The sequence below is a fragment of the Mycobacterium sp. M23085 genome (genome assembly GCF_045343915.1).
GTDB lineage: Bacteria > Actinomycetota > Actinomycetes > Mycobacteriales > Mycobacteriaceae > Mycobacterium.
Genome location: NZ_CP174280.1, coordinates 2,896,796 through 2,916,021 on the forward strand (window position 1 = coordinate 2,896,796; position 19,226 = coordinate 2,916,021).

Below are 19,226 nucleotides of genomic sequence, written 5' to 3' on the forward strand. Positions count from 1 at the left end.
GTCGCCCAGGGCGTAGCCGGCCAGCAGGCCGCGGCCTTGCGTGGTCGTCACCCGTCATCGGGTCGCCTCGCGCAGGTGTTCGGTGGCTCCCCGCCGCAGCGCTTGCGACTCGGCGGCCAGCGTGATCATGCCGAATCCCAGCTGCGCCATGGCCTTGCCCGTTTTGCCGTCGCCGGCGTGAATGCCGGTGACCAGCCCCGCGTCCGAGGCCGCCCGATGAACGCGCACGATCGCGTCGAGCACGTCGGGATGCCGGGTGGCGCCGATCACACCGGCGCCCAGCGAGATGGCCAGATCGGCTGGGCCGACGTAGATTCCGGTCAGGCCGTCGACGGCGCAGATCTCGTGGATGCCGGACAGCGCCGCCGCGGTCTCGATCATCGCGAAGACGCTGACCCGCGACTCGTGGGCGGTGGGGTCGTGGCCCAGGCTGGCGCGCAGCGGACCGAAGCTGCGCACACCGCGGGGCGGGTAGCGGGTGGCGGCCACCGCCGCGGCGGCCTGGGCCGCCGACTCGATCATCGCGATGATGACGGCGTCGGCACCGGCGTCGAGCACCCGCCCGATCGGTGCCGCGTCGGCGTTGGGCAGCCGCACCACGGTGCCGACGGGCACGTGCTCGATGTGGCGCAAGATGCCGGCGATGTCGGCGTCGTCGAGATAGCCGTGCTGGGCATCGAAGCCGACGTAATCGTAACCGGCGCGGGCGAATTCCTCGGGGCCCAGCGCCGTCGGCCCGGTGATCCAGCCGCCGAATATCGGGGCTTTGCGGCTCAGCGCCAGCTGCAGGTTGCTCGGCGAAGCGTCCGTCATGGTCGGCTCATCCGGCGATCGCGATCTTGACCCGGTCGGCGACCGGCCGGCAGGCCAGGTCGAAGGCGTCCTGCACCGCGTCGGGTCCGAACGTGTGGGTGAGGTAGGTGCCCAGCAGCCAGGGGTGCTCGGCGGCGAACTTGCCGGCCAGCTCCAGCATTCGCCGCCGGTCCAGCGTCACACCGGATTTCAGTGTCAGGTTGTTGCGCAGCATCGCCCGCATGCTGATCGGATACATCTCGTCGTCGGCGACACCGAAATAGAACACGGTGCCGCCCGGGGCGGCGGCGTCGATGGCGTGGTTCAGGGTGGCGACCTGGTGGCCGACGGCCTCGATGACGACGTCGGCGCGGTCGGCGGGCCCAAGTCGGCTGACCCAGCGGTCGCTGGTGGCGCGCACCGCGTCGTCGACCCCGAAAGCCCTGGCCAGATCGTGACGATCGATCGGGTCGACTCCGGTGACGCGTCGCGCGCCGGCCGCCTTGGCGACGTACGAGAACAGCAGGCCGATCGATCCCTGACCGATGATCGCGACGTGCCGGCCGGCCAGGTCGCCGAGTTGCTCGCAGGCATAGAGAACACAGGCCAGCGGTTGCAGCCCGACCGCCTGGGCGGGGGTCAGCGCCGGATCGTAGGGTGCCAGCCCGTCACCGTCGCTGACGATGCGTTCCATCATTCCGTCGAACCCGGACGCCCAGCCGACGACGTGATCTCCGGGACGGTGTGCGGTATGCCGGCTGGCGATCACCTCACCGGCGACCTCGTGGATGGGAAAGCCGTCTTTCTCCGGGCCGCTTCGGCCGTCATCACCCGGGATCCGGCCTTTGGCACCGCGAAAGGCCGGCAGATCGCTGCCGCAGACACCGGCGGCCAGGAACCGCAGCAGCACCTGCCCGTCGGCCAGGCACTCGGGTGTCTTGTCGTCGATCGTGGTGCGCTCGAACAGATATGGGGCGATGATCCGATAGGACCACACGTCAGACCTCCACCGGAATGTTGTTCCAGCCCCATTGGAAGCTGGACGGCAGCCGGGTGGCGGCCTCGGTCTGAATCGTGTAGTCGGGCACCCGGCGAAGCCATTCGGCCAGCAGCACAGCCACTTCCAGCCGCGCCAGATGGTATCCGATGCAGAAGTGTTGGCCACGGCCGAACGCCAGCGAGCGACGGATCGGCCGATTCCAGATGAATTCGTCGGGCTCGGGGTATTCGCGCTCGTCGCGGTTGGCCGATGCGAGCAGGGTGATGACGCGCTGGCCCGGATTCAGGGTATGGCCGTGGATCTCGAAGGGCTTGCGCACCGTTCGCGCGAACCACTGCGCCGGCGCGCAGAAGCGGATCATCTCGTCGCGGGCGACGAGCACGTTGTTGTCCAGGTCGGCGCGCACGGCGGCCAGCTGGTCGGGCCGCCGGCTGAGTTCCCACAGGCCGTGGGCGACGATTTTGGGCACCGTCTCGGTTCCCCCGATGAAGATGCACAGCATCTGGGTCGCGACTTCCATGTCATCGAGTGCGCTGCCGTCCGGTAGCCGATAGCCCAGCAGACCGTCGACCACGTCGAGCGGCTCGCCGGACTGATCGGCGCGGCGGCGCGCCACCGCGGGCAGCAGATATTCGAAATAGTTGGGCCGCGCCTGCCCGGTATCCACGCCGACGCCGGGCTGGGCGAGGCTGCCGGCGTTGACCGTGGCAAGCACCTGAGGAGCGAGATCGGTTGGGATGCCGAGCAATTCGCAGACGATGGCGGTCACCACGATGCCGCCGTAGTCCTGGGTCAGGTCGAACGAACCGCCCGGCAGCAGCGCGTCGAGGCGTTCGTTGGCCAGCGTGCGGATCCGGCCCTCCAGGTCGGTGACCGACCGCGGCCGAAACGGCCGGGAGTGGGTGCGCCGGATCTCGCCGTACAGGTCGGCGTCGAACACGGCGTGAAACGGCAGCGGGTGCAGCGGCGGGTCGTCCACCGGCCCGCTGTTGTGCTGCGCCAGCACCGATGCCGCCGGCAGCGTTCCTTCCGAGGCGACGAACGTGCCGTTGTTGACTTCCAGCACCGTCCAGATGTCCTGGAAGCGCGACAGCGCGAACGTGTCCCACTGCGGCATGTAGTACACCGGATGATGGTCACGCAGGACGCGGTAGTACGGCAACGGGTTGGTCATCACCGCCGCGTCGAAGGGATCGTAGTGAAAGTCGTCGGCGTTCAACTGGTTGCGTCGCTTCGTCACTGCAGGGGCGATGGCGGCAGGGCCTGCAGGATGGAATCCTCCCAGCCGTCCCGCAACGCGGGAGCCACGCTCATCCACGTGACGATCTCGGCCGGTGGGCTCTCTTTCCAAGACGGATAGTGCTCGGCGAAGCAGTCCCAGCCGCCGTCCAGTGCCCAGTAGTGGATGACCTCGTTGTAGCGGAAGGTGGTGGTGAACGAACCGAGCCAGCGCTTACCGGTACGTTCCGACCACGGAACGTAGAGCCGCTCCAGTTCGCGGATGTAGTCGTCCTGGCGTCCCGGCTTGGTTTGCATGATCTCTTGAATCACCAGCGGCGCAGTGAAATTGGCCTCCCGCAGCTGGGTGAGCGTCTTGTTGCTGGGCCCGGGGTACATGATGCGCCCCTCCCCCGAGGCGCCAGCGTCAGCCAGGAACGCCGACCATTTGCCGCACGCCGCCTCGTGGCTGCCGCCGCGGGCCTGTGCGGCGCCGATCCTGGCGTAATCGGCGAAGCCGTCGATCTCCCAGATGACCGTCACCTGCGGCCAGTGACCGTTGTACGGCGTAGATTCCCAGATCGCGAACAGCCGGGCACCGAGTTGCTCCATCATCGGTTGATAGGTGTCGGCGAAGATCTCGGTGAACCCCTCGCTTCGGCCGGATCCCAGCGAGATCGTCTCGTGCAGGTAGAGCAGGGTGTGTCCGAAGTATTTCTTCATGGTCTAGTCGAGCCGGATCAGCTCTGAGTCGGCCCCCGAGCCGACGTCGCACAGCAGCGTCTCGGTGGCATCGACCGTGGCGCCCGGAATCCCCGCCGCCGCAAGGGCATAGCCCTTGAACATGCGGGCCGCACCGCTGAGCAGATGCTGGGCGCGGGTCGTCGCACGATTCACGCCCAGCGGCCATCCCTCACCCCACAGGGCGACCTCGATCAACCGGCTGTCCAGCGACTCGAGCACCGCGTCACGCACCCGCGTGTCGGCGGTGAACGCCTCGGCGCTGACGGCCAGGCTCGTCGGGCCCGCGCCCAACCCGGCGACCTCCGATTCGAGGTCGGATGCCCGCACTCCCAGGATCCGCAGCGACCGGGTGTCGCAGGCCCGCGGCAGCAGCACGGTCACTTCCCAACCGGCCATGGCCCGGTCGTAGAGCCAGCCGCCGGCCGACTGGACGACATCGACGGCGCTGGCCGCGACGACGTCGAGGCGGTAACGCAGGCCCTCGCCGTTTGCGCGAGTTGCTTTCGCAGCGCTGCTCTTGCTGACGTCGAATGTGGGAGCGGCCATCGATCCAATCCTCACCACCAGTTCGCTGGCGGGTCTCAAGCGCTTGTCATGGGCTTTCTCAGGGACTGCAGCCGCATCACGCCCCGGGCGATGCGACTCACCGGACAGCGTGACACTTCCGGCGAATTTTGTAAAGCTCCTGGCGGCCCGTCAAGAACCTCGGCGTGCCTCGAGGTCGGCCAGGACCTCCTCGGTGTGCTGCCCGAGTTGCGGTGCCGCAGAACGCGGTGCCCACGGCGTCCCATGAAAATCCGCCGGTGTGGCCACCATCGGCACGGCGGCTTGTTCGTCAGCGCCGTCGGGCACATACACAATTCCACCCGCGGCGTGGAACTGCTCGTCGGCGACGACGTCCTCAAGGGTGTTGATCGGTGACCAGAAGAAGTCCGGTTCGCCGGCGAAAACCTCCGCCCACTCGTCGAGCGGGCGCGTCGCGAAGATGTCATCCAGCGCGGCGATCAGCGCTGCCGAGTTGGCCGCCCGGGCGCGGGCGTCGGCGAACCGGGGATCGTCGCGCCACTCGGGCCGGCTCACCGCGCGGCACAACGCCGGCCAATGCCGCTCGGGCTCCAGGCCGACAATCCAGAACCGGCGCCCGTCGGAGGCGGCGTAGTTGTTCATGCACGGGTTGCCCATCGTTTCGCGCTGGCCGATCGCGATCGGCTGCCCACTCATCAGATAGGTGTTGAGGTCGAAGCTCACCGTGTAGGCGCCCTGCCGGTAGAGCGAGGTGGTCACCAGTTGACCCGCCCCGGTGCGTTCCCGCGCCAGCAGTGCCGCGCATACGGCGGCCGCCAGCGTCATCCCGGCGGAGTGGTCGCCCATGCCGCCGCGCTGAAACGGTGGCGTGTCGCCGGGCCGGGTGAGCAGGTGGGCCACCCCGGCCCGGGACCAGAACGCGGCCACATCGAACGCGGCGCGGTCGGCGTCCGGCCCGCTTTCGCCGTAGCCGGTGATGAGCCCATAGACCAAACGGGGGTTTTCGGCCGCCACCGAATCGAAGTCGAGGCCAAGACGTTGCAACGCGCCGGGTCGCACATTCGTCAGGAAAACATCTGCGTCGGAAAGTAATTCGAAGGCGGTTGCGCGGCCCGCCTCGGTGCCGAGGTCCAGTACGACGCTGCGCTTGGACCGGTTATCCATCTCGAACGGCGGGTTCAGGCCCAGATCGCAGCCCAGCATGCGGCCGAACATGCGCCCCGGATCACCGGTCGGCGGTTCGATCTTGATCACGTCGGCGCCCCAATCCGCCAGGATGCCGCCGGCGGCCGGCCCGGCCACCCAGACCCCGAGTTCGACGACCTTGACGCCTGCTACCGGTCCCGCCATGGATTCACCCTAAGCGGCCGAGTGTGGGCCCGATGCACCGGAACTGCCCCAATGCGGTCCATAGGGCACACGCTCGTCGGCTTATAGGCTTGCACGCATGACTCTGGTGGCCGGGCGTGGTCCGCTCAGCAACGATCCGGCCGGGCGCTTCTCGCCCGCGATACCCGACGACGTCGTCTACGTCGAGCCGCATCCCCGGCGGGTGCAGGCCATCAAGGACGGGCGGGTGGTGATCGACACCGAGCGGGCGCTGCTGGTGCACCGGCGTGGCCGGCCGTTGAGCTACGCCTTCGCGGCCGCCGACGTCGGCGACCTGCCCAGCCAGCCGGAACCCGAGGCGCCGGGTTTCGTCCAGGTGCCCTGGGAAGCGGTCGACACCTGGCTGGAAGAGGGGCGCACGCTGGTGCACTACCCACCCAACCCCTATCACCGCGTCGACTGCCGTCCGACGCGCCGCCGCCTGCGCGTCCGTGTCGGCGGCACCACCCTGGTGGACACCGACGACACCATGATTCTGTTCGAGACATCGCTGGCCCCACGGCTTTACGTTGATCCGGCACACGTGCGCACCGACCTGCTGCGGCGCTCCGAAACGCAGAGCTACTGCAATTACAAGGGCTTTGCGACGTACTGGTCGTACGTCGGGGGCGACCAGTACGTCGAGGACGTCGCGTGGAGCTATCTTGGCCCGCCGCCGGAAAGCCTGCCCATCCGAGGTTTCCTCAGTTTCGACGACACCTGCGTCGAGATGACGGCCGAGCTGCCGGTCAGCGGCCGTAGCTAGGACGCCCGAGCCCCAGCTCGTGCTGGGCGATCATGTTGCGGAACACCTCCATGGTGCCGCCGTAGATGCCGGCGGGCACGGCGTGCCGGAAGATGAACTCGATCCCGCCGTCGTCGGCGGACCCCGTTGCATCGGCGGGCAGTGCCGATGCCGTCCCGAGCAGGTCCATCAGTTCCTGGGAGACTTCACGCATGGTCTGAATGAGCGCCACCCGACCGTACATCCCGGGCGTCGACATGGCCGCCTCGATGCGGGCCATGCTGCGCCCGAGCCGGTATCTGATCGCGTCGTCGTCGATCGGGCGCCGGCCGGCCGCATCGGGTGTCGACAGCACCGCCGCGACGCCGTCGGCCGCCTCGGCCATCAGGTGGCCGTGCTCTGACAGCATCGAAATGTTCTGCAGGCCATGGCTTGCGGGTCGGTGATGCCGTGTTCGGCATCGAGGGCGAACCGCATCACCGTCCAGCCGCCGTTGACCTCACCGATCCGGTAGAGGTCATCGACCCGTACGTCGCTGTAGTACACGATGTTGGTGCGGTCGCCGTCCAGCGTGCGGATGCCCTGGATCTCGATACCCTCCGAATCCAGCGGCACCAGGAACATGGTGAGGTTCTTGTGTTTGCGTCCCTGCGGATCGGTGTTGGTGAGCAGGAAGACGTACTGGGCGTTCTGCGCGTTCGAGGTGAACATCTTGGAGCCGTTGATGACCCAGCTCGATCCGTCCGCCTCCCGCACGGCCCGGGTCTTGCAGGTGGCGACGTCGGACCCGCCTTCGGGCTCGGTGTAGCCCAGGCAGAGCCGGATCTCGCCGGACAGCACGCCCGGCAGGATCGCGTCGGCGAGTTCGGGTGCCCCGAATTGCTTCACCAACCGCGCGACGACCGCCGTGGTGCCCCAGTGGAACCACGGGGTGTGGGCACGACCGATCTCGAGGTGGAAGATTCGCCGGCGCACCGGATTGAATCCCCCTTCGGCTTCCAGTTTGTAATCCGACGCCAGGTAACCCGCTTTGCCCAGCGCTAAATGCACTGGCTCACTGAAGTTTTCGCCTGTCTCTCGATCACGCCGCCGCACGTCATCGGTGACGTGTTCGGCAATGAACGCCCGGGTCCGGTCGAAGAAGTCCTGATCCTCGGGTGAGAGCACCACACGGGAGAAGTCCATTTGACGTCCGTGATCCAGCTACGCCGCGTCGACGACCAGGGTGCGGAACCGGTCGAGCGTCTCCAGCGCGTGCGTCATGCTGTCGCCGGGCAGTCCGATGCTGACCCAGGTCACGCCCAGCTTCGCCAGCTCGTCCAGGCCCTCCAGGTAGGCGTCGGCGTTGAAGTCGTCGTCGGCGGGGCCGCCGCCCTCGAAGTTGGTGAATGTGATGTCGATCGTCGACCAATCCCGTTGCGCCGCATCGCATCTGCGTCGCAGGTCATCGATGCCATCGGCCAACTTCTGCACGGAGTCGATGGCGGCGGTGCCGGCCGTCTGGGCCAACTGGGGCGGCGCGGGAAATGGGCACCACCCGTCACCGTACTGGGCCACCCGCTGCCGCGAGGACGACGTGTTTCCCCCGATCCAAATCGGCGGATGCGGATCGCTGACCGGCCGGGGATGGGCGGTGATGCCGCGCGCGCTGAAGTGCTTGCCCTCGAACGAGATATCGTCGCCAGTCCAGATGGCCCGAATCACCTGCAAAGATTCCTCAAACAGCTCGGCACGCTCGTCATAGCTCACCCCCAGGGCCGCGAACTCGCGCTTGAGGTAGCCCACGCCGACCGCGAGCGTGAATCGCCCACCCGACAGCAGGTCCAGGGTGGCGCCGGACTTGGCCACCACGAACGGGTTTCGGTACGGGAGCACCACGATGTTGGGGATCAGCCGCAGCGTGGACGTCGTCGCCGCCGCGAAACCCAATGCGACGAACGGATCCAACGCATCGTGTCCGCCCGCCTGAAGCCACCGCTGCGAGGGCGCCGGGTGATCGGTGAAGCCGAAACCGTGAATCCCGGCCGTCTCGGCAGCCGAGGCCACTTTGCCGATACCGTCCCCACTGACCAGCTCCGGGTTGTACGGATGGCTGTGCATCGGGTGGGTGATGGTGAACCGCATGGTCGTTAGAACCGCGCGCGTGAGTCGATCGCCGTGTCGCTGGTGCGCAGCGGGCGGATCAGCGCCTCCTGGGCGAACGAGGCCAGCAGCTCACCTTCTTGCGCGTGCACGGTGCCGCGCACGTACGACATGCCCGCGCCGACCTGGGTGCTCTCGTGCGTGTAGAGCAGCCACCCGGTCCAGTCCACCGGTTCGTGGAACGCGACCGAGATGCTTATTGGCGCGGTGGACACGGTCAGGTGCGCCTGTGCGGTACCGATGCCCTCATGCGCGCGCATCGTGGTGGAAATGCCCAGATGCCCGGTGAAGTACGCGAGCAGCGCCTTGGCCAGCTCGTCGCGGGTGGGGATCGGGTCGTAGTGCAGCCACGCGTAGAGCTCCGGCGGGCCGACCTCGTCGGGGCTGTTGACTTCGACGACGTCGACCAGGCGCAGCTCGCGGCCCACCATCGGCATCGGCGAGTGGTTGGCGTCCGCCGGGCCGGCGACATCGGGGAGCGGCAGGTGGTGGCGGATGACGTCGTCGGTCGGGACGTCGGCCAGCGCGGTGATGCTCAGGCAGCGCCGGCCATTCTGATGCACGGCGACCACCGCGGTGGCGGTGGAGCGGCCTTCGGCCACGACGTCGAGAACCAGTTCGATGGGCGGGCCGACCGTGATGGCGCGGGAGAAGACCGCGTGCGCCGAGCGCACCGACTTGTCGGGAAATCGCTTGGCCACCGCGACAATCGCCTGCGCGAGCACCTGGGTGCCCTCCACCACCTGGCGTTCGTCGCCCACCGCGATGCCGGTCTCACCGGTGAACCGGTCGTCCCCATCCTCCCGGACGTCGAACAAGTCCAGCAGGCCCTGTACAGTCCATTCGGTTTGCGCGGAATCCTCAGGCGCCTTCGTCAACCCACTCCACCTCTCGCGCTCGCGGCTCAGCGCTCAGCGTGACACTCTCAGTAAGATTTGTAAAGCTCGGCTAACAAGACGGCGCGCCAGCGCAATCCGGCCGAGGTCGACACCTACCAGCGGGCCTTGGCGCGCGAGCCCGCCCGCTCGGCGGATTGACACCGGTACCCGCGGTGCATGACACTTTTTCGGTGTTTTGTAAAGCGGGCCGATTTGCCGACAGCGGGCACGGATGATTCCCGAGCCGCTGGCCAACGGATTCTGCTTCGGTGAGGGCCCGCGCTGGTTCGAGGGCCTGCTGTGGTTCTCCGACATGCTGGGCGAGGCCGTCCACACCGCGACCATGAGTGGTTCGCTGACCACGCTGCCGGTGCCCGGTCACTCACCGTCGGGTTTGGGCTTCCGGCCCGACGGGTCGCTGCTGATCGCCTCGACCGAGCACCGGCAGGTGCTGCGCTATGACGGCGAAACCGTGGTCCCCATCGCCGATCTCGCCGACCTGGCGCCGGCCAGCCTCGGCGACATGGTCATCGACGACGCGGGCCGCGCCTACATCGGCTGCCAGGCGTTGCACGGCGGGGCCATCCTTCGTCTGGACCCCGACGACGGTGCCGCCGTGGTGGCCGAAGATCTCGACTTCCCCAACGGCATGGCGATCACCCCGGATCGCAGGACGCTGATCGTCGCCGAATCGACGGGCCGGCGGCTGACCGCGTTTTCCATCGCCGACGACGGCGCACTGTCCGACCGCCGGGTTTTCGCCGACGGCCTGGACGGTCCGCCCGACGGCATCGCGCTGGACGCCGAGGGCGGGGTGTGGGCGTCGATGACGCTGGCCCATCAGTTCGAGCGGATCGTGGCGGGCGGCACCGTCACCGACCGCATCGACATGGGCAACCGGGTCGCCATCGCCTGCGCACTCGGCGGGCCGCAGCGACGGACCCTGTTTCTGTTGTCGAGCACGGAGGCTTATCCTCAGCGCCTGGTCGGCACCCGGCTTTCCCGGCTGGATGCCGTCACGGTGACCACTCCCGGCGCCGGCCTGCCCTGACCCGAGAGGTTGACGATGACCGACGCCTACTACGAGCTGATCGAGTCGGCCGGCGATGACGACGCCGCGCTGGGCGAGAAGTTCCGGGCGACCGATCTGGCGCGCGGCACCTGGTCGGCGGCCATCCAGCACGGGGGTCCGGTGTCGGCGCTGCTGGTGCGGGCGCTTGAGCGGTGCGAGCAGCGCGACGACACCCGCCTGTCCCGGGTCGTCATCGACCTGTTGGGCGGGGTGCCGGCCGACGGCGACCTGTGGGTGCACGCGGAGGTGCAACGCCCCGGCAAGCAGATCGAACTGCTCGGCGCCGAGATGCTGGCCCCCGGGCCCGACGGCACACCGCGGCCGGTGGCACGCGCCACCGGGTGGCGGTTGCAGCACCAGGACACACGGTCTTTGGCGCACGCCGCCGCTGCCCTGCCCCGACCGAGGACCGAGGCCTTCAACCGCAACCTCAAGGCGCGGGACTGGGACCGCAATTACGTGCACAGCCTCGAATGGCTGTGGCTGACCGAGCCGCTGAGCCACGGCCCCGGCGAGTCCTGGATCAGTCCGACCGTCGACCTGGTCAACGGCGAATCGATGACGCAGCTGGAACGGCTGTTCGCGGTGGCCGACTGCGCCAACGGCATCGGCAGCAAGCTGGACATCACCAAGTGGACGTTCCTCAACACCGATCTGGCCGTGCACGTGTTTCGTGTGCCCGACGGCGACTGGATCGGAATTCGGGCGGAGACCAGCTACGGGCCGGACGGTATCGGGACGACCATCGGCACGTTGTTCGACGAGCAGGGCGCCGTCGGCGCCATCCAGCAGTCGGTGCTGGTGCGCCGGCGCCCGCCTCGGGCCTAACGTGGGAGCGAATGACCATGACACCTGCGCGCTACTTCGAAAAGTTTGAATCATGAGCCAGCCGGCCCGTGCGACGACGTTCGCCGAAACCGACACCTCGACGCGTCAGCGCATCCTGGCGGCCACCGCCGAGGTGCTCGGCCGCAACGGCAAGACCAAGCTCAGCCTGTCCGACGTCGCCACCCAGGCGGGGGTCTCCCGCCCGACGCTGTATCGCTGGTTCGCCTCCAAAGAGGAGCTGCTGTCGGCGTTTTCGGCCTACGAGCGCCAGATCTTCGAAAGTGGATTGGTGAAGGCCACCGCGGGCCTGAAGGGCGTGGACAAGCTCGACGCCGTGCTGCGGTTCATCGTCGAATACCAGCATTCGTACTCCGGTGTGCGCATGGTCGACGTCGAGCCCGAGCACACCATCGCGCAGTTCTCCTGGGTCATCCCGCAGATGCGCGAGGGCCTACAGCGGCATATGCCCGGTCCCAACGCGGCGGTGAAGGCGGCGACGGTGATCCGGATCGCGATCTCGCACTACATCGTGCGCAGCGATGACGCCGATCAGTTCCTGGCGCAGCTGCGGCACGCGGTGGGCATCAAGGGCAGCTAGTCGAACAGCACCGCCGCATTCAGAAATCCGCTCGGGTCCAGCGCGGCCTTGATCGTGCGCATCGCGGCGATGTCGGCGGCATCGCGTGACATGGCGAGGTAGGGGCGTTTGCGGCTACCGACGCCGTGCTCGGAGCTGACGTTGCCGCCGGATCGCGCGATGAGCTCCATCATCGGCTCATACAGCGCCCGCTCCCGGTCGGCCGGGCAGCGCAACACATTCAGGTGCAGGTTGCCCTCACCGATGTGGCCGAACAGCACCGGCAGCGCGTCGGGGGCATGGGTGTGCACCAAATCGACCGCGTGAGTTTCGAATTCACTGATCGCCGAGAGCGGCAGCGAGACATCGAACTTCAGCGGGGGCCCGTACACGCCGAGCACCTCGGCCAGCGATTCGCGCACCTGCCACAACCGTTGCTGCGCAACAAGATCCACGCCGACCGCGGGATCGGCACGCATCGGCACATCGTCGAGCAATTCGGCGAGCCGCTCGGTCTGGTCATGATCGGCGGCCAATTCGATCAGCAGCAGCCAGTCGCCGGCGACCGGGGAGCCGACGCCGCGGTGCTCCTCGGTCAGCGCGGCGGCGCGGCCGTCGATCAACTCCAGGGCGGCGATGCCGTCCACGTCGCGGAAGGTGCGCCCGGCGGCCACCAGCGCGTCGAGGTCGGCGAACCCGCAGATCGCCGTCACCCGGTGCTCCGGGGTGGCGTGCAACCGCAGCTCCAGCTCGGTGATGACGCCCAGAGTGCCCTCAGCGCCCACGAACAGCGCCGGCAGGTCATAGCCGGTGTTATCCCGGCGAACCCGGCTGTGCCGGTGCAGCAGCGTGCCGTCGGGCAGGGCCACCTGCACGCCGAGCACCTGTTCGCCCATGTTGCCGTAGCGGACCGTGCGCAGGCCGCCCGCGTTCGTCGACGCCATCCCCCCGACGGTCGCGGTGTCGCGGGCCGCCAGATCCACGCCGAACACCAAACCGGCCGCGCCGGCGGCCCGTTGGACCGCGGCCAGGGTGGCTCCGGCGCCGGCCTCGATGCGCCGCTCCATGGTGTCGACCTCACCGACGGCGTGCAGTCGTTCGGTGGACAACAACACGTCGTCGTGCTCGGGAACGGTGCCGGCCACCAGTGAGGTCCGGCCGCCCTGCACCGTCACATGCGCCCCGGCGTCCCGGCACACCCGCAGCACCTGGGCGACCTGCTCGGCCGTGCCCGGCCGCACCAGCGCGCTCGCCCTGCCCCGGTACCGGCCGGTGTGGTCGACGCTGCGCGCCGCCAGCACGTCGGGGTCGGTGACGACGTGGTTCGATCCGACCAGGCTCGCCAGGCTGCGCAGCATGCTCGCGGTTATAGCACCGCCCTAGAACTCCTTGTGATTCACGTCGGTGACCAGGCCGCCGTCCATCACGAACTCGCTGCCGGTGGAGTAGGACGACTCGTCGCTGGCCAGGAAAAGTACGAACGTCGCGACTTCCCGAACCTCGCCCGGACGCCCGAGCGGGATCGTCACCATGTCCTCGGGCAGGTGGGCGGTCATCGGGGTGCGGATGAACCCCGGGTGCACCGAGTTCACCCGAATGTTGTGCGGCGCCAGCTCCAATGCCGCCGACTTCGCCAGCCCACGAACGCCCCACTTGGACGCGACGTAGGGGTGCACCATGGGCGCGCCGCGCAGCCCCTCGATGGACGACACGTTGATGATCGAGCCGCCCCCGGCCGCGATCATCGGCTCGACCGCGACCCGCATGCCCAGGAAGGTCCCGGTCAGGTTGACGTCAATCACCCTCTGCCACTTGGCCAGATCGAAATTCTTCAGCGAACCGAGCGCGACGGTACCTGCGTTGTTGACCAGCACGTTGAGCTTGCCGAATTCACCGATTGCGGTGGCGACGGCGGCGTCCCACTGATCGGGCTGGGTGACGTCGAGGTGCACGTAGCGCGCCGAGTCGCCGATCTCGTCGGCCAGCGCCTTGCCCTGGTCGTCCAGGATGTCACCGATCACGACCTTGGCGCCCTCCTCGACCAGCAGCCGCGCGTCTTCGGCGCCCATACCGCCGGCGCCACCACTGATCAGCGCTACCTTGCCGTCTACCCGACCCATGTTGGTCTCCTTTCGATTTAGGTGGTCACCAAAGTGCTTGGTGCGTAAAGGCCTTTGCCCGTTACCAGCGGCAAATCGAGGGTGGTCCGGATGCCCGGCGGCGCCGCGATCACCGCGGGGATGGCGTTGACGACGCGGCCCGCGGCACCGGCGATCGCCGCGTGGTTGTGGTCGCCCTTGCGGCTGCTCGGGATGATGTCGACCGCGTACGACGGCTCGCCGGTGATCTCGACGCGGTACGACCCGTCGCCGGAGGCGGGCTGGGGCAGGTCGGGACGCAGGTCCGGCCGCAAGCGGGTAACGTGTTCGATGACGATGGCCGGATGGCCCTTGACCATGCCGCGAATCTCGAACTGCAGCACGGCCACGGTGCCCTTGGCCACGCGGCCGACCGCGATGTCGAAATCCTCGGGTGCGGGCTCGCGCTGGTAGGACTCGGTGATCTCGTCGACCTCGATGCCGAGGCCGGCCGCCAGCTGACGGATCGCGGTGCCCCACGCGATGCTGAGAATGCCCGGCTGCAGCAGCATCGGGATCTCGTCCATGGGCTTGGCAAATCCCATGTAGTCCATCACCTCGGTCCCGTTGTACGACGCGTAGTCGTGGATCTCCATGCAGCGCACCTGCTCGATGCGCTGACAGGTGCCGGCGAGCGCGAACGGGATCAGGTCGTTGGCGAACCCAGGGTCGACGCCGCTGATGAAAATGCTCGAATTGCCTTGCCGGGCAGCGTCTTCCACGCGGGCGATGTACTTGTCGGGCATGACACCCCAAGGGTATTGCAGCAGCCCCGGTGAGGAGCCGACGACGTTGATGCCGGCGGCCAGGATGCGCATCACGTCGGCCATCGCCTCGGGCAACCGGGTGTCGCCCATCGCGCAGTAGACGACGCAGTCGGGCTTGGCGGCGATGATCGCGTCCAGGTCGTTGACGGCCCTGACGCCCGTGACAACAGCGGTGTCCAGGCCGACGCCGCACAGTTCGCCGGCGTCCTTGCCCAGTTTCTCGGGCGTGGAAACGCACACCCCGGTCAGTTCGAACTGCGGGTTGGTGATGAGTTCGGCGAGGGCCAACCCTCCGACATTCCCGGTACCGACGTGCGCGACACGGATCGCCATGACAGTCTCCGTCCCTGAAAACCCTGGACAACTTTTCTAGACACTAGTCCATAACTTCCGGCGTCCCCGAGCGCGATCGCTCGCGAGCGTAAGCACAGTGCGAAAAATCGACCGCAATCTCGCCGTGTGCTTACGCTCGCGAGCGGCAACGGCTTACCGCGACTTCGTCGACAGCGAGGTGCGGCCACGTCGGGTCCTCGAGAAGCACCTGCGCGGTTAAGGCCCCAGCGGGGAGGTCGTACGGATGGCTTCGTCGCGGATCAGTCCGCGCAGCAGCGCGGTGCTGAACTCGGCGGCGATCTCCTTGGCCGAGCGCCGGCCGCTGGGCCGCAGCCAGCGGTAGCTGCCCAGCGTCATGCCGATGTAGCCCAGCGCCAGCACGTGTGAGTCGCACGGGTAGAACTCGCCGTTGGCGATCCCGCGGTCGATCAGGCCGTGCACGTGGTGGTAGACCTGGGCTTCCTTCTCACGGACCTCGGCGACCTGCTCGCTGGTGAACCATTCGGTGATGTACGGCTGCTCCTGGAAGTACACCGCGGCCCGTTCCGGATCGCTGGCGATGCCGGTGAGCAGGCGGACCGTGTACTGGTAGAGCGCCTCCCGCGCCGTCCAGGACGGGTCGTCGTGCACGGCGGCCAGGGTGCCCTCGGCGGCCTGACGGTAGATGTCGAACAGGATCAGCGACTTGCTGGCGTAGTAGTGATAGACGGTCGCCTTGTTCAGCCCGATCACGTCGGCCACGTCGTCCATCCGGGTCCCGTGATAGCCGCGCGCAGCAAACAGCTTCGTCGCGACCTTCAGCAGCTCTTCGCGCCGGGTCAGCCCATTCGGGGTGACGCTGTCGGTGGGCATCTGTTCTCACTATCGTCGGTATGGCCAGGCCAGGGCCGGTGCGGCCAGAATAGCTATCAATCAACTGGTTGGACAGTTTATGCAAAACGCCGGGTGTCACGTGCAGGCGTATGCGACTAGACTCCTCATCGAACGAGATGAGTCGAGAGGTGGGGCCGATGGATCCGAGTCCGGATTACGACGGAAGCGACGAGATCGAGTTCTTCATGCGGTACCTGACCTGGGGCCTGCGCGGGGTCACCGACGGAAACGGATACCCGCCGCCGGCGTACCCGCCCGTCTAAACTCCCAGCGCACCGGCGCCGTTCGCGGTTACAGCGCCTTGAGTTCCTCGGCGACCTCGGTCACCGATTTCTTCGCGTCGCCGAACAGCATGCTGGTGCCCTCGCCGTAGAACAGCGGGTTGTCGATGCCGGCGAAACCGGAGTTCATCGACCGCTTGAGCACAATCACCGACTTGGCCTTGTCCACGTTGAGGATCGGCATGCCGTAGATCGGGCTGGACGCGTCGTTGCGGGCCGCCGGGTTGGTGACGTCGTTGGCGCCGATGACGATCGCGACGTCGGTGCGGGCGAACTCGTCGTTGATGTCGTCCATGTCCTTCATGGCGTCGTAGTCGACCTCGGCCTCGGCCAGCAACACGTTCATGTGCCCGGGCATCCGGCCGGCCACCGGGTGGATGGCGTATTTGACCTCCACGCCCTTGTCTTCCAGCAGGGCGGCCATGTCCTTCACGGCGTGCTGGGCCTGCGCGACGGCCAGGCCGTAGCCGGGCACCACGATCACCTGGTTGGCGTAGGCCATCTGGATCGCCGCGTCGGCGGCCGAGGTGGCCTTGACGGTCTTGTCGCCGCCGTCGCCGCCGCTCGGGGCGACCCCGCCCCCGCCGAAGCCGCCGGCGACGATCGCCGGGATCGACCGGTTCATCGCCTTGGCCATCAGGTTGGTCAGGATCGAGCCGGACGCGCCGACGATCATGCCCGCCACGATCATCGCGGTGTTGTTCAGCGCCAGGCCCGCGGCCGCGGCCGAGAGCCCGGTCATCGCGTTCAGCAGTGAGATGACCACGGGCATGTCGGCGCCACCGATGGGCAGCACCACCATCAGCCCCAGCACCCCCGCGGCGGCCAGCAGCCCGACCATCCACCACAGCGGCGCCCCCCCGGTGCCGGGATGCGCGTGCAGCCCGATCACCACCGCGGCGGCCACGGCGGCGGCCAGCAGCAGTAAGTTGATCGGCTGCTGCGCCCTGCCGAAGCCGATCGGCGAGCCGGAGATGATCTCCTGCAGCTTGCCGAACGCAATGATGGATCCCCAGAACGAGATCGAGCCGATGATCGCGGCGAACAGCGACGCGACCACGATGTGCACGGTCGGTGACTCGCCGTGCTGGAAAGCCGAAAAGCCGCTGGTCTCAATGAATTCCGAGAGCGCGATCAGCGCAACCGTGCCACCGCCGACGCCGTTGAAGAACGCCACCAGCTGCGGCATCGCGGTCATCTTGGTGTAGCGGGCCGGTGGGACGCCGAGCACGACGCCCACTACCAGGCCGGCGATGATCAGCACCCACTGGTCGGTGTGGCGGATCTTGATCAGGGTCGCCGCCACCGCCAGCGCCATACCGACCGCGGCGATCAGGTTGCCCCGCACCGCGGTCTTGGGCCCGGTCAGGCCCATCAGGCCGTAGATGAAAAGGGCGAAGGAAATGATGTAGAGGCCGATCACCAAGTAATTCATTTGGCCGCCGACCCTTCCTTCTCGGCCGTGGCGGCCGATACGGGTTTCTTCTTGCCCTTGAACATGCCCAGCATCCGGTCGGTGACGATGAACCCGCCGATGACGTTCAGCGTGCCGAACACCACCGCGACGAACAGGATGATCTGCACCGCCAGCGACGGGTGCTCGACCGAGCCGAACACCACCAGCGCGCCGAGCACCACGATGCCGTGGATGGCGTTGGTGCCCGACATCAGCGGCGTGTGCAGCGTGTTGGGCACCTTGGAAATGACCGCGAACCCGACGAATCCGGAGAGCACCAGGATCGCCAGGTTGGCCAAAAGCTCGTCGTACATCTAGGCCTCCGCCTTGTCGCGAGTGACGCACGAGTCCGCGACGACCTCGTCGTCGAAGTCGGGGGCCAACTTGCCGTCTTTGATCAACAGGTCCAGCAGTGCGGTGATGTTCTTGCTGTAGAGCTCGCTGGCATGCTCGGGCATGGTCGCCGGCAGGTTCAGCGGCGACGCGATGGTGACGTCGTGCTTGACGACCGTCCGTCCGGGCTCGGTGAGCTCGCAGTTACCGCCGGTCTCTCCGGCCAGGTCGACCACCACGCTGCCGGGCTTCATCGCTTCCACCGCCGCCGCGGTGACCAGCCGCGGTGCCGGGCGTCCCGGGACCAGCGCCGTGGTGATCACCACGTCGAAGCCGCTGATCGCCTTTTCCAGCGCCTTTTGCTGCTGGGCGCGCTCCTCGTCGGTGAGCTCACGGGCGTAGCCGCCCTCACCGGAGGCTGTGATTGTTTCTGAGATGCCTAGCTCAAGCCACTGCGCGCCCACCGAGCGCACCTGGTCGGCCACCTCGGGGCGGACGTCGTAGCCGGTGGTGCGCGCGCCCAGCCGCTTGGCCGTCGCCAGCGCCTGCAAGCCGGCCACACCCACGCCGAGCACCAGCACGGTGGCGGGCTTCACCGTCCCGGCCGCCGTCGTCAGCATCGGGAAGAACCGGGTCGACTCGGAGGCCGCCAGCAGCACGGCCTTATAGCCGGACACGTTGCCCTGCGACGACAACGCATCCATCGCCTGGGCCCGGGATATCCGCGGAATGGCCTCCAGCGCGAACGCCTGCACGCCGGCCTGCTTGAGCGCGCCGATCGAGTTCTCGGCGTTGCGTGGCGCGAGAAAACCGATCAGCGTCTGGCCGCTGTGCAGCTTGGCGACCTCGGCCTGGGTCGGCGGCGCGACCTTGACCACCACGTCGGCGGCCCACGCGTCCCCGATGCTGGCCCCGGCCTCGGTGTAGAGCGCGTCGGGCAGCAGGGCCCGTTCGCCCGCACCCGACTCGACCACCACCGCTACGCCGCTGCTCACCAACGACGCGACCGCCTTCGGCACCAGCGCGACCCGTCGCTCGTCGGCGCCGGACTCGGCGACCACTCCTACCGTCGTCTGCGCATTTGTCATGGCGCGTACATCTACTTTCCGTACTTTCCCGTACTGTCCCTGCCGATGGGCGTGGCGCCGGCTCGGCC

The 19,226-nt window shown here is 67.9% G+C and carries 20 protein-coding genes and 1 pseudogene; 5 read left to right on the forward strand and 16 right to left on the reverse strand.

Features of this window, described 5'->3' with window-relative positions; all coding sequences use genetic code 11:
- Positions 1–54: 54 nt before the first annotated feature.
- The 6 genes from ACIUM1_RS13290 to ACIUM1_RS13315 form a co-directional block, all read right to left on the reverse strand.
- Positions 55–813, reverse strand: a complete 759-nt coding sequence (locus ACIUM1_RS13290; protein WP_406813157.1) for an HpcH/HpaI aldolase family protein — start codon at positions 811–813, stop codon at positions 55–57.
- Between the two features lie 7 nt (positions 814–820).
- Positions 821–1,789, reverse strand: coding sequence for a zinc-binding dehydrogenase (locus ACIUM1_RS13295; protein WP_406813158.1), 969 nt, complete (start codon positions 1,787–1,789; stop codon positions 821–823).
- A 1-nt stretch (position 1,790) separates the two neighbouring features.
- Positions 1,791–2,966 carry a cytochrome P450 gene (locus tag ACIUM1_RS13300; RefSeq protein ID WP_406817669.1) on the reverse strand — a complete coding sequence of 392 codons (1,176 nt, stop codon included), beginning with the start codon at positions 2,964–2,966 and terminating at the stop codon, positions 1,791–1,793.
- A 62-nt stretch (positions 2,967–3,028) separates the two neighbouring features.
- Positions 3,029–3,733, reverse strand: a complete 705-nt coding sequence (locus ACIUM1_RS13305; RefSeq protein ID WP_406813159.1) for an NIPSNAP family protein — start codon at positions 3,731–3,733, stop codon at positions 3,029–3,031.
- 3 nt (positions 3,734–3,736) lie between these two features.
- A complete protein-coding gene (locus ACIUM1_RS13310) occupies positions 3,737–4,300 on the reverse strand; it encodes a hypothetical protein (protein WP_406813160.1) in 564 nt (187 codons plus the stop codon).
- 150 nt (positions 4,301–4,450) lie between these two features.
- Entirely contained in the window at positions 4,451–5,629 is a 1,179-nt protein-coding gene (locus ACIUM1_RS13315; RefSeq protein ID WP_406813161.1) for a CoA transferase, read from the reverse strand.
- Between the two features lie 97 nt (positions 5,630–5,726).
- Here ACIUM1_RS13315 and ACIUM1_RS13320 point away from each other — a divergent pair, with 97 nt between their 5' ends.
- Positions 5,727–6,413 carry a DUF427 domain-containing protein gene (locus tag ACIUM1_RS13320; protein WP_406813162.1) on the forward strand — a complete coding sequence of 229 codons (687 nt, stop codon included), beginning with the start codon at positions 5,727–5,729 and terminating at the stop codon, positions 6,411–6,413.
- On the opposite strand, the pseudogene ACIUM1_RS13325 reads toward ACIUM1_RS13320, so the two are convergent.
- The 3 genes and pseudogenes from ACIUM1_RS13325 to ACIUM1_RS13335 form a co-directional block, all read right to left on the reverse strand.
- Positions 6,397–7,577 (reverse strand): annotated as a pseudogene (locus tag ACIUM1_RS13325) (acyl-CoA dehydrogenase family protein). The gene ACIUM1_RS13320 and the pseudogene ACIUM1_RS13325 sit on opposite strands and share 17 nt — an antisense overlap.
- 18 nt (positions 7,578–7,595) lie before the next feature.
- Entirely contained in the window at positions 7,596–8,516 is a 921-nt protein-coding gene (locus tag ACIUM1_RS13330; RefSeq protein WP_406813163.1) for an LLM class F420-dependent oxidoreductase, read from the reverse strand.
- 5 nt (positions 8,517–8,521) lie between these two features.
- Positions 8,522–9,412, reverse strand: a complete 891-nt coding sequence (locus ACIUM1_RS13335; protein ID WP_406813164.1) for an acyl-CoA thioesterase — start codon at positions 9,410–9,412, stop codon at positions 8,522–8,524.
- A 232-nt stretch (positions 9,413–9,644) separates the two neighbouring features.
- Between ACIUM1_RS13335 and ACIUM1_RS13340 the strand changes: the two genes are divergently transcribed.
- From ACIUM1_RS13340 to ACIUM1_RS13350, 3 genes are read left to right on the forward strand one after another with little or no spacing between them, the layout of a single operon-like run.
- Positions 9,645–10,463, forward strand: coding sequence for an SMP-30/gluconolactonase/LRE family protein (locus ACIUM1_RS13340; protein ID WP_406813165.1), 819 nt, complete (start codon positions 9,645–9,647; stop codon positions 10,461–10,463).
- A 15-nt stretch (positions 10,464–10,478) separates the two neighbouring features.
- The gene (locus ACIUM1_RS13345) at positions 10,479–11,312 is read left to right on the forward strand and encodes a thioesterase family protein (RefSeq protein WP_406813166.1); all 834 of its coding nucleotides are present in this window, start codon (positions 10,479–10,481) and stop codon (positions 11,310–11,312) included.
- 52 nt (positions 11,313–11,364) lie between these two features.
- Positions 11,365–11,910, forward strand: a complete 546-nt coding sequence (locus tag ACIUM1_RS13350; protein WP_406813167.1) for a TetR/AcrR family transcriptional regulator — start codon at positions 11,365–11,367, stop codon at positions 11,908–11,910.
- On the opposite strand, the gene ACIUM1_RS13355 is transcribed toward ACIUM1_RS13350, so the two are convergent.
- The 4 genes from ACIUM1_RS13355 to ACIUM1_RS13370 all read right to left on the reverse strand — a co-directional run bounded on the left by ACIUM1_RS13355 (position 11,907) and on the right by ACIUM1_RS13370 (position 15,979).
- The gene (locus ACIUM1_RS13355) at positions 11,907–13,247 is read right to left on the reverse strand and encodes an FAD-binding oxidoreductase (RefSeq protein WP_406813168.1); all 1,341 of its coding nucleotides are present in this window, start codon (positions 13,245–13,247) and stop codon (positions 11,907–11,909) included. The two genes, ACIUM1_RS13350 and ACIUM1_RS13355, sit on opposite strands and share 4 nt — an antisense overlap.
- Before the next feature lie 21 nt (positions 13,248–13,268).
- The gene (locus tag ACIUM1_RS13360; protein ID WP_406813169.1) at positions 13,269–14,009 is read right to left on the reverse strand and encodes a glucose 1-dehydrogenase; all 741 of its coding nucleotides are present in this window, start codon (positions 14,007–14,009) and stop codon (positions 13,269–13,271) included.
- A 17-nt stretch (positions 14,010–14,026) separates the two neighbouring features.
- The gene (locus ACIUM1_RS13365; protein ID WP_406813170.1) at positions 14,027–15,127 is read right to left on the reverse strand and encodes a diacylglycerol kinase; all 1,101 of its coding nucleotides are present in this window, start codon (positions 15,125–15,127) and stop codon (positions 14,027–14,029) included.
- Between the two features lie 216 nt (positions 15,128–15,343).
- Entirely contained in the window at positions 15,344–15,979 is a 636-nt protein-coding gene (locus tag ACIUM1_RS13370) for a TetR/AcrR family transcriptional regulator (protein ID WP_406813171.1), read from the reverse strand.
- A 158-nt stretch (positions 15,980–16,137) separates the two neighbouring features.
- On the opposite strand from ACIUM1_RS13370, the gene ACIUM1_RS13375 reads away from it, so the two are divergent.
- A complete protein-coding gene (locus ACIUM1_RS13375; protein ID WP_003874194.1) occupies positions 16,138–16,263 on the forward strand; it encodes a hypothetical protein in 126 nt (41 codons plus the stop codon).
- Between the two features lie 28 nt (positions 16,264–16,291).
- Here ACIUM1_RS13375 and ACIUM1_RS13380 read toward each other — a convergent pair whose 3' ends face one another.
- Genes ACIUM1_RS13380 through ACIUM1_RS13390 form a run of 3 tightly spaced genes read right to left on the reverse strand, consistent with a single transcriptional unit; the run spans position 16,292 to position 19,158 of the window.
- The gene (locus ACIUM1_RS13380; protein WP_406813172.1) at positions 16,292–17,716 is read right to left on the reverse strand and encodes an NAD(P)(+) transhydrogenase (Re/Si-specific) subunit beta; all 1,425 of its coding nucleotides are present in this window, start codon (positions 17,714–17,716) and stop codon (positions 16,292–16,294) included.
- On the reverse strand, positions 17,713–18,051 hold the full coding sequence (locus tag ACIUM1_RS13385) for an NAD(P) transhydrogenase subunit alpha (protein ID WP_406813173.1): 339 nt from the start codon (positions 18,049–18,051) through the stop codon (positions 17,713–17,715). The genes ACIUM1_RS13380 and ACIUM1_RS13385 overlap by 4 nt, the downstream gene beginning before the upstream one ends.
- The gene (locus ACIUM1_RS13390) at positions 18,052–19,158 is read right to left on the reverse strand and encodes a Re/Si-specific NAD(P)(+) transhydrogenase subunit alpha (RefSeq protein WP_406813174.1); all 1,107 of its coding nucleotides are present in this window, start codon (positions 19,156–19,158) and stop codon (positions 18,052–18,054) included.
- Positions 19,159–19,226: the final 68 nt, after the last annotated feature.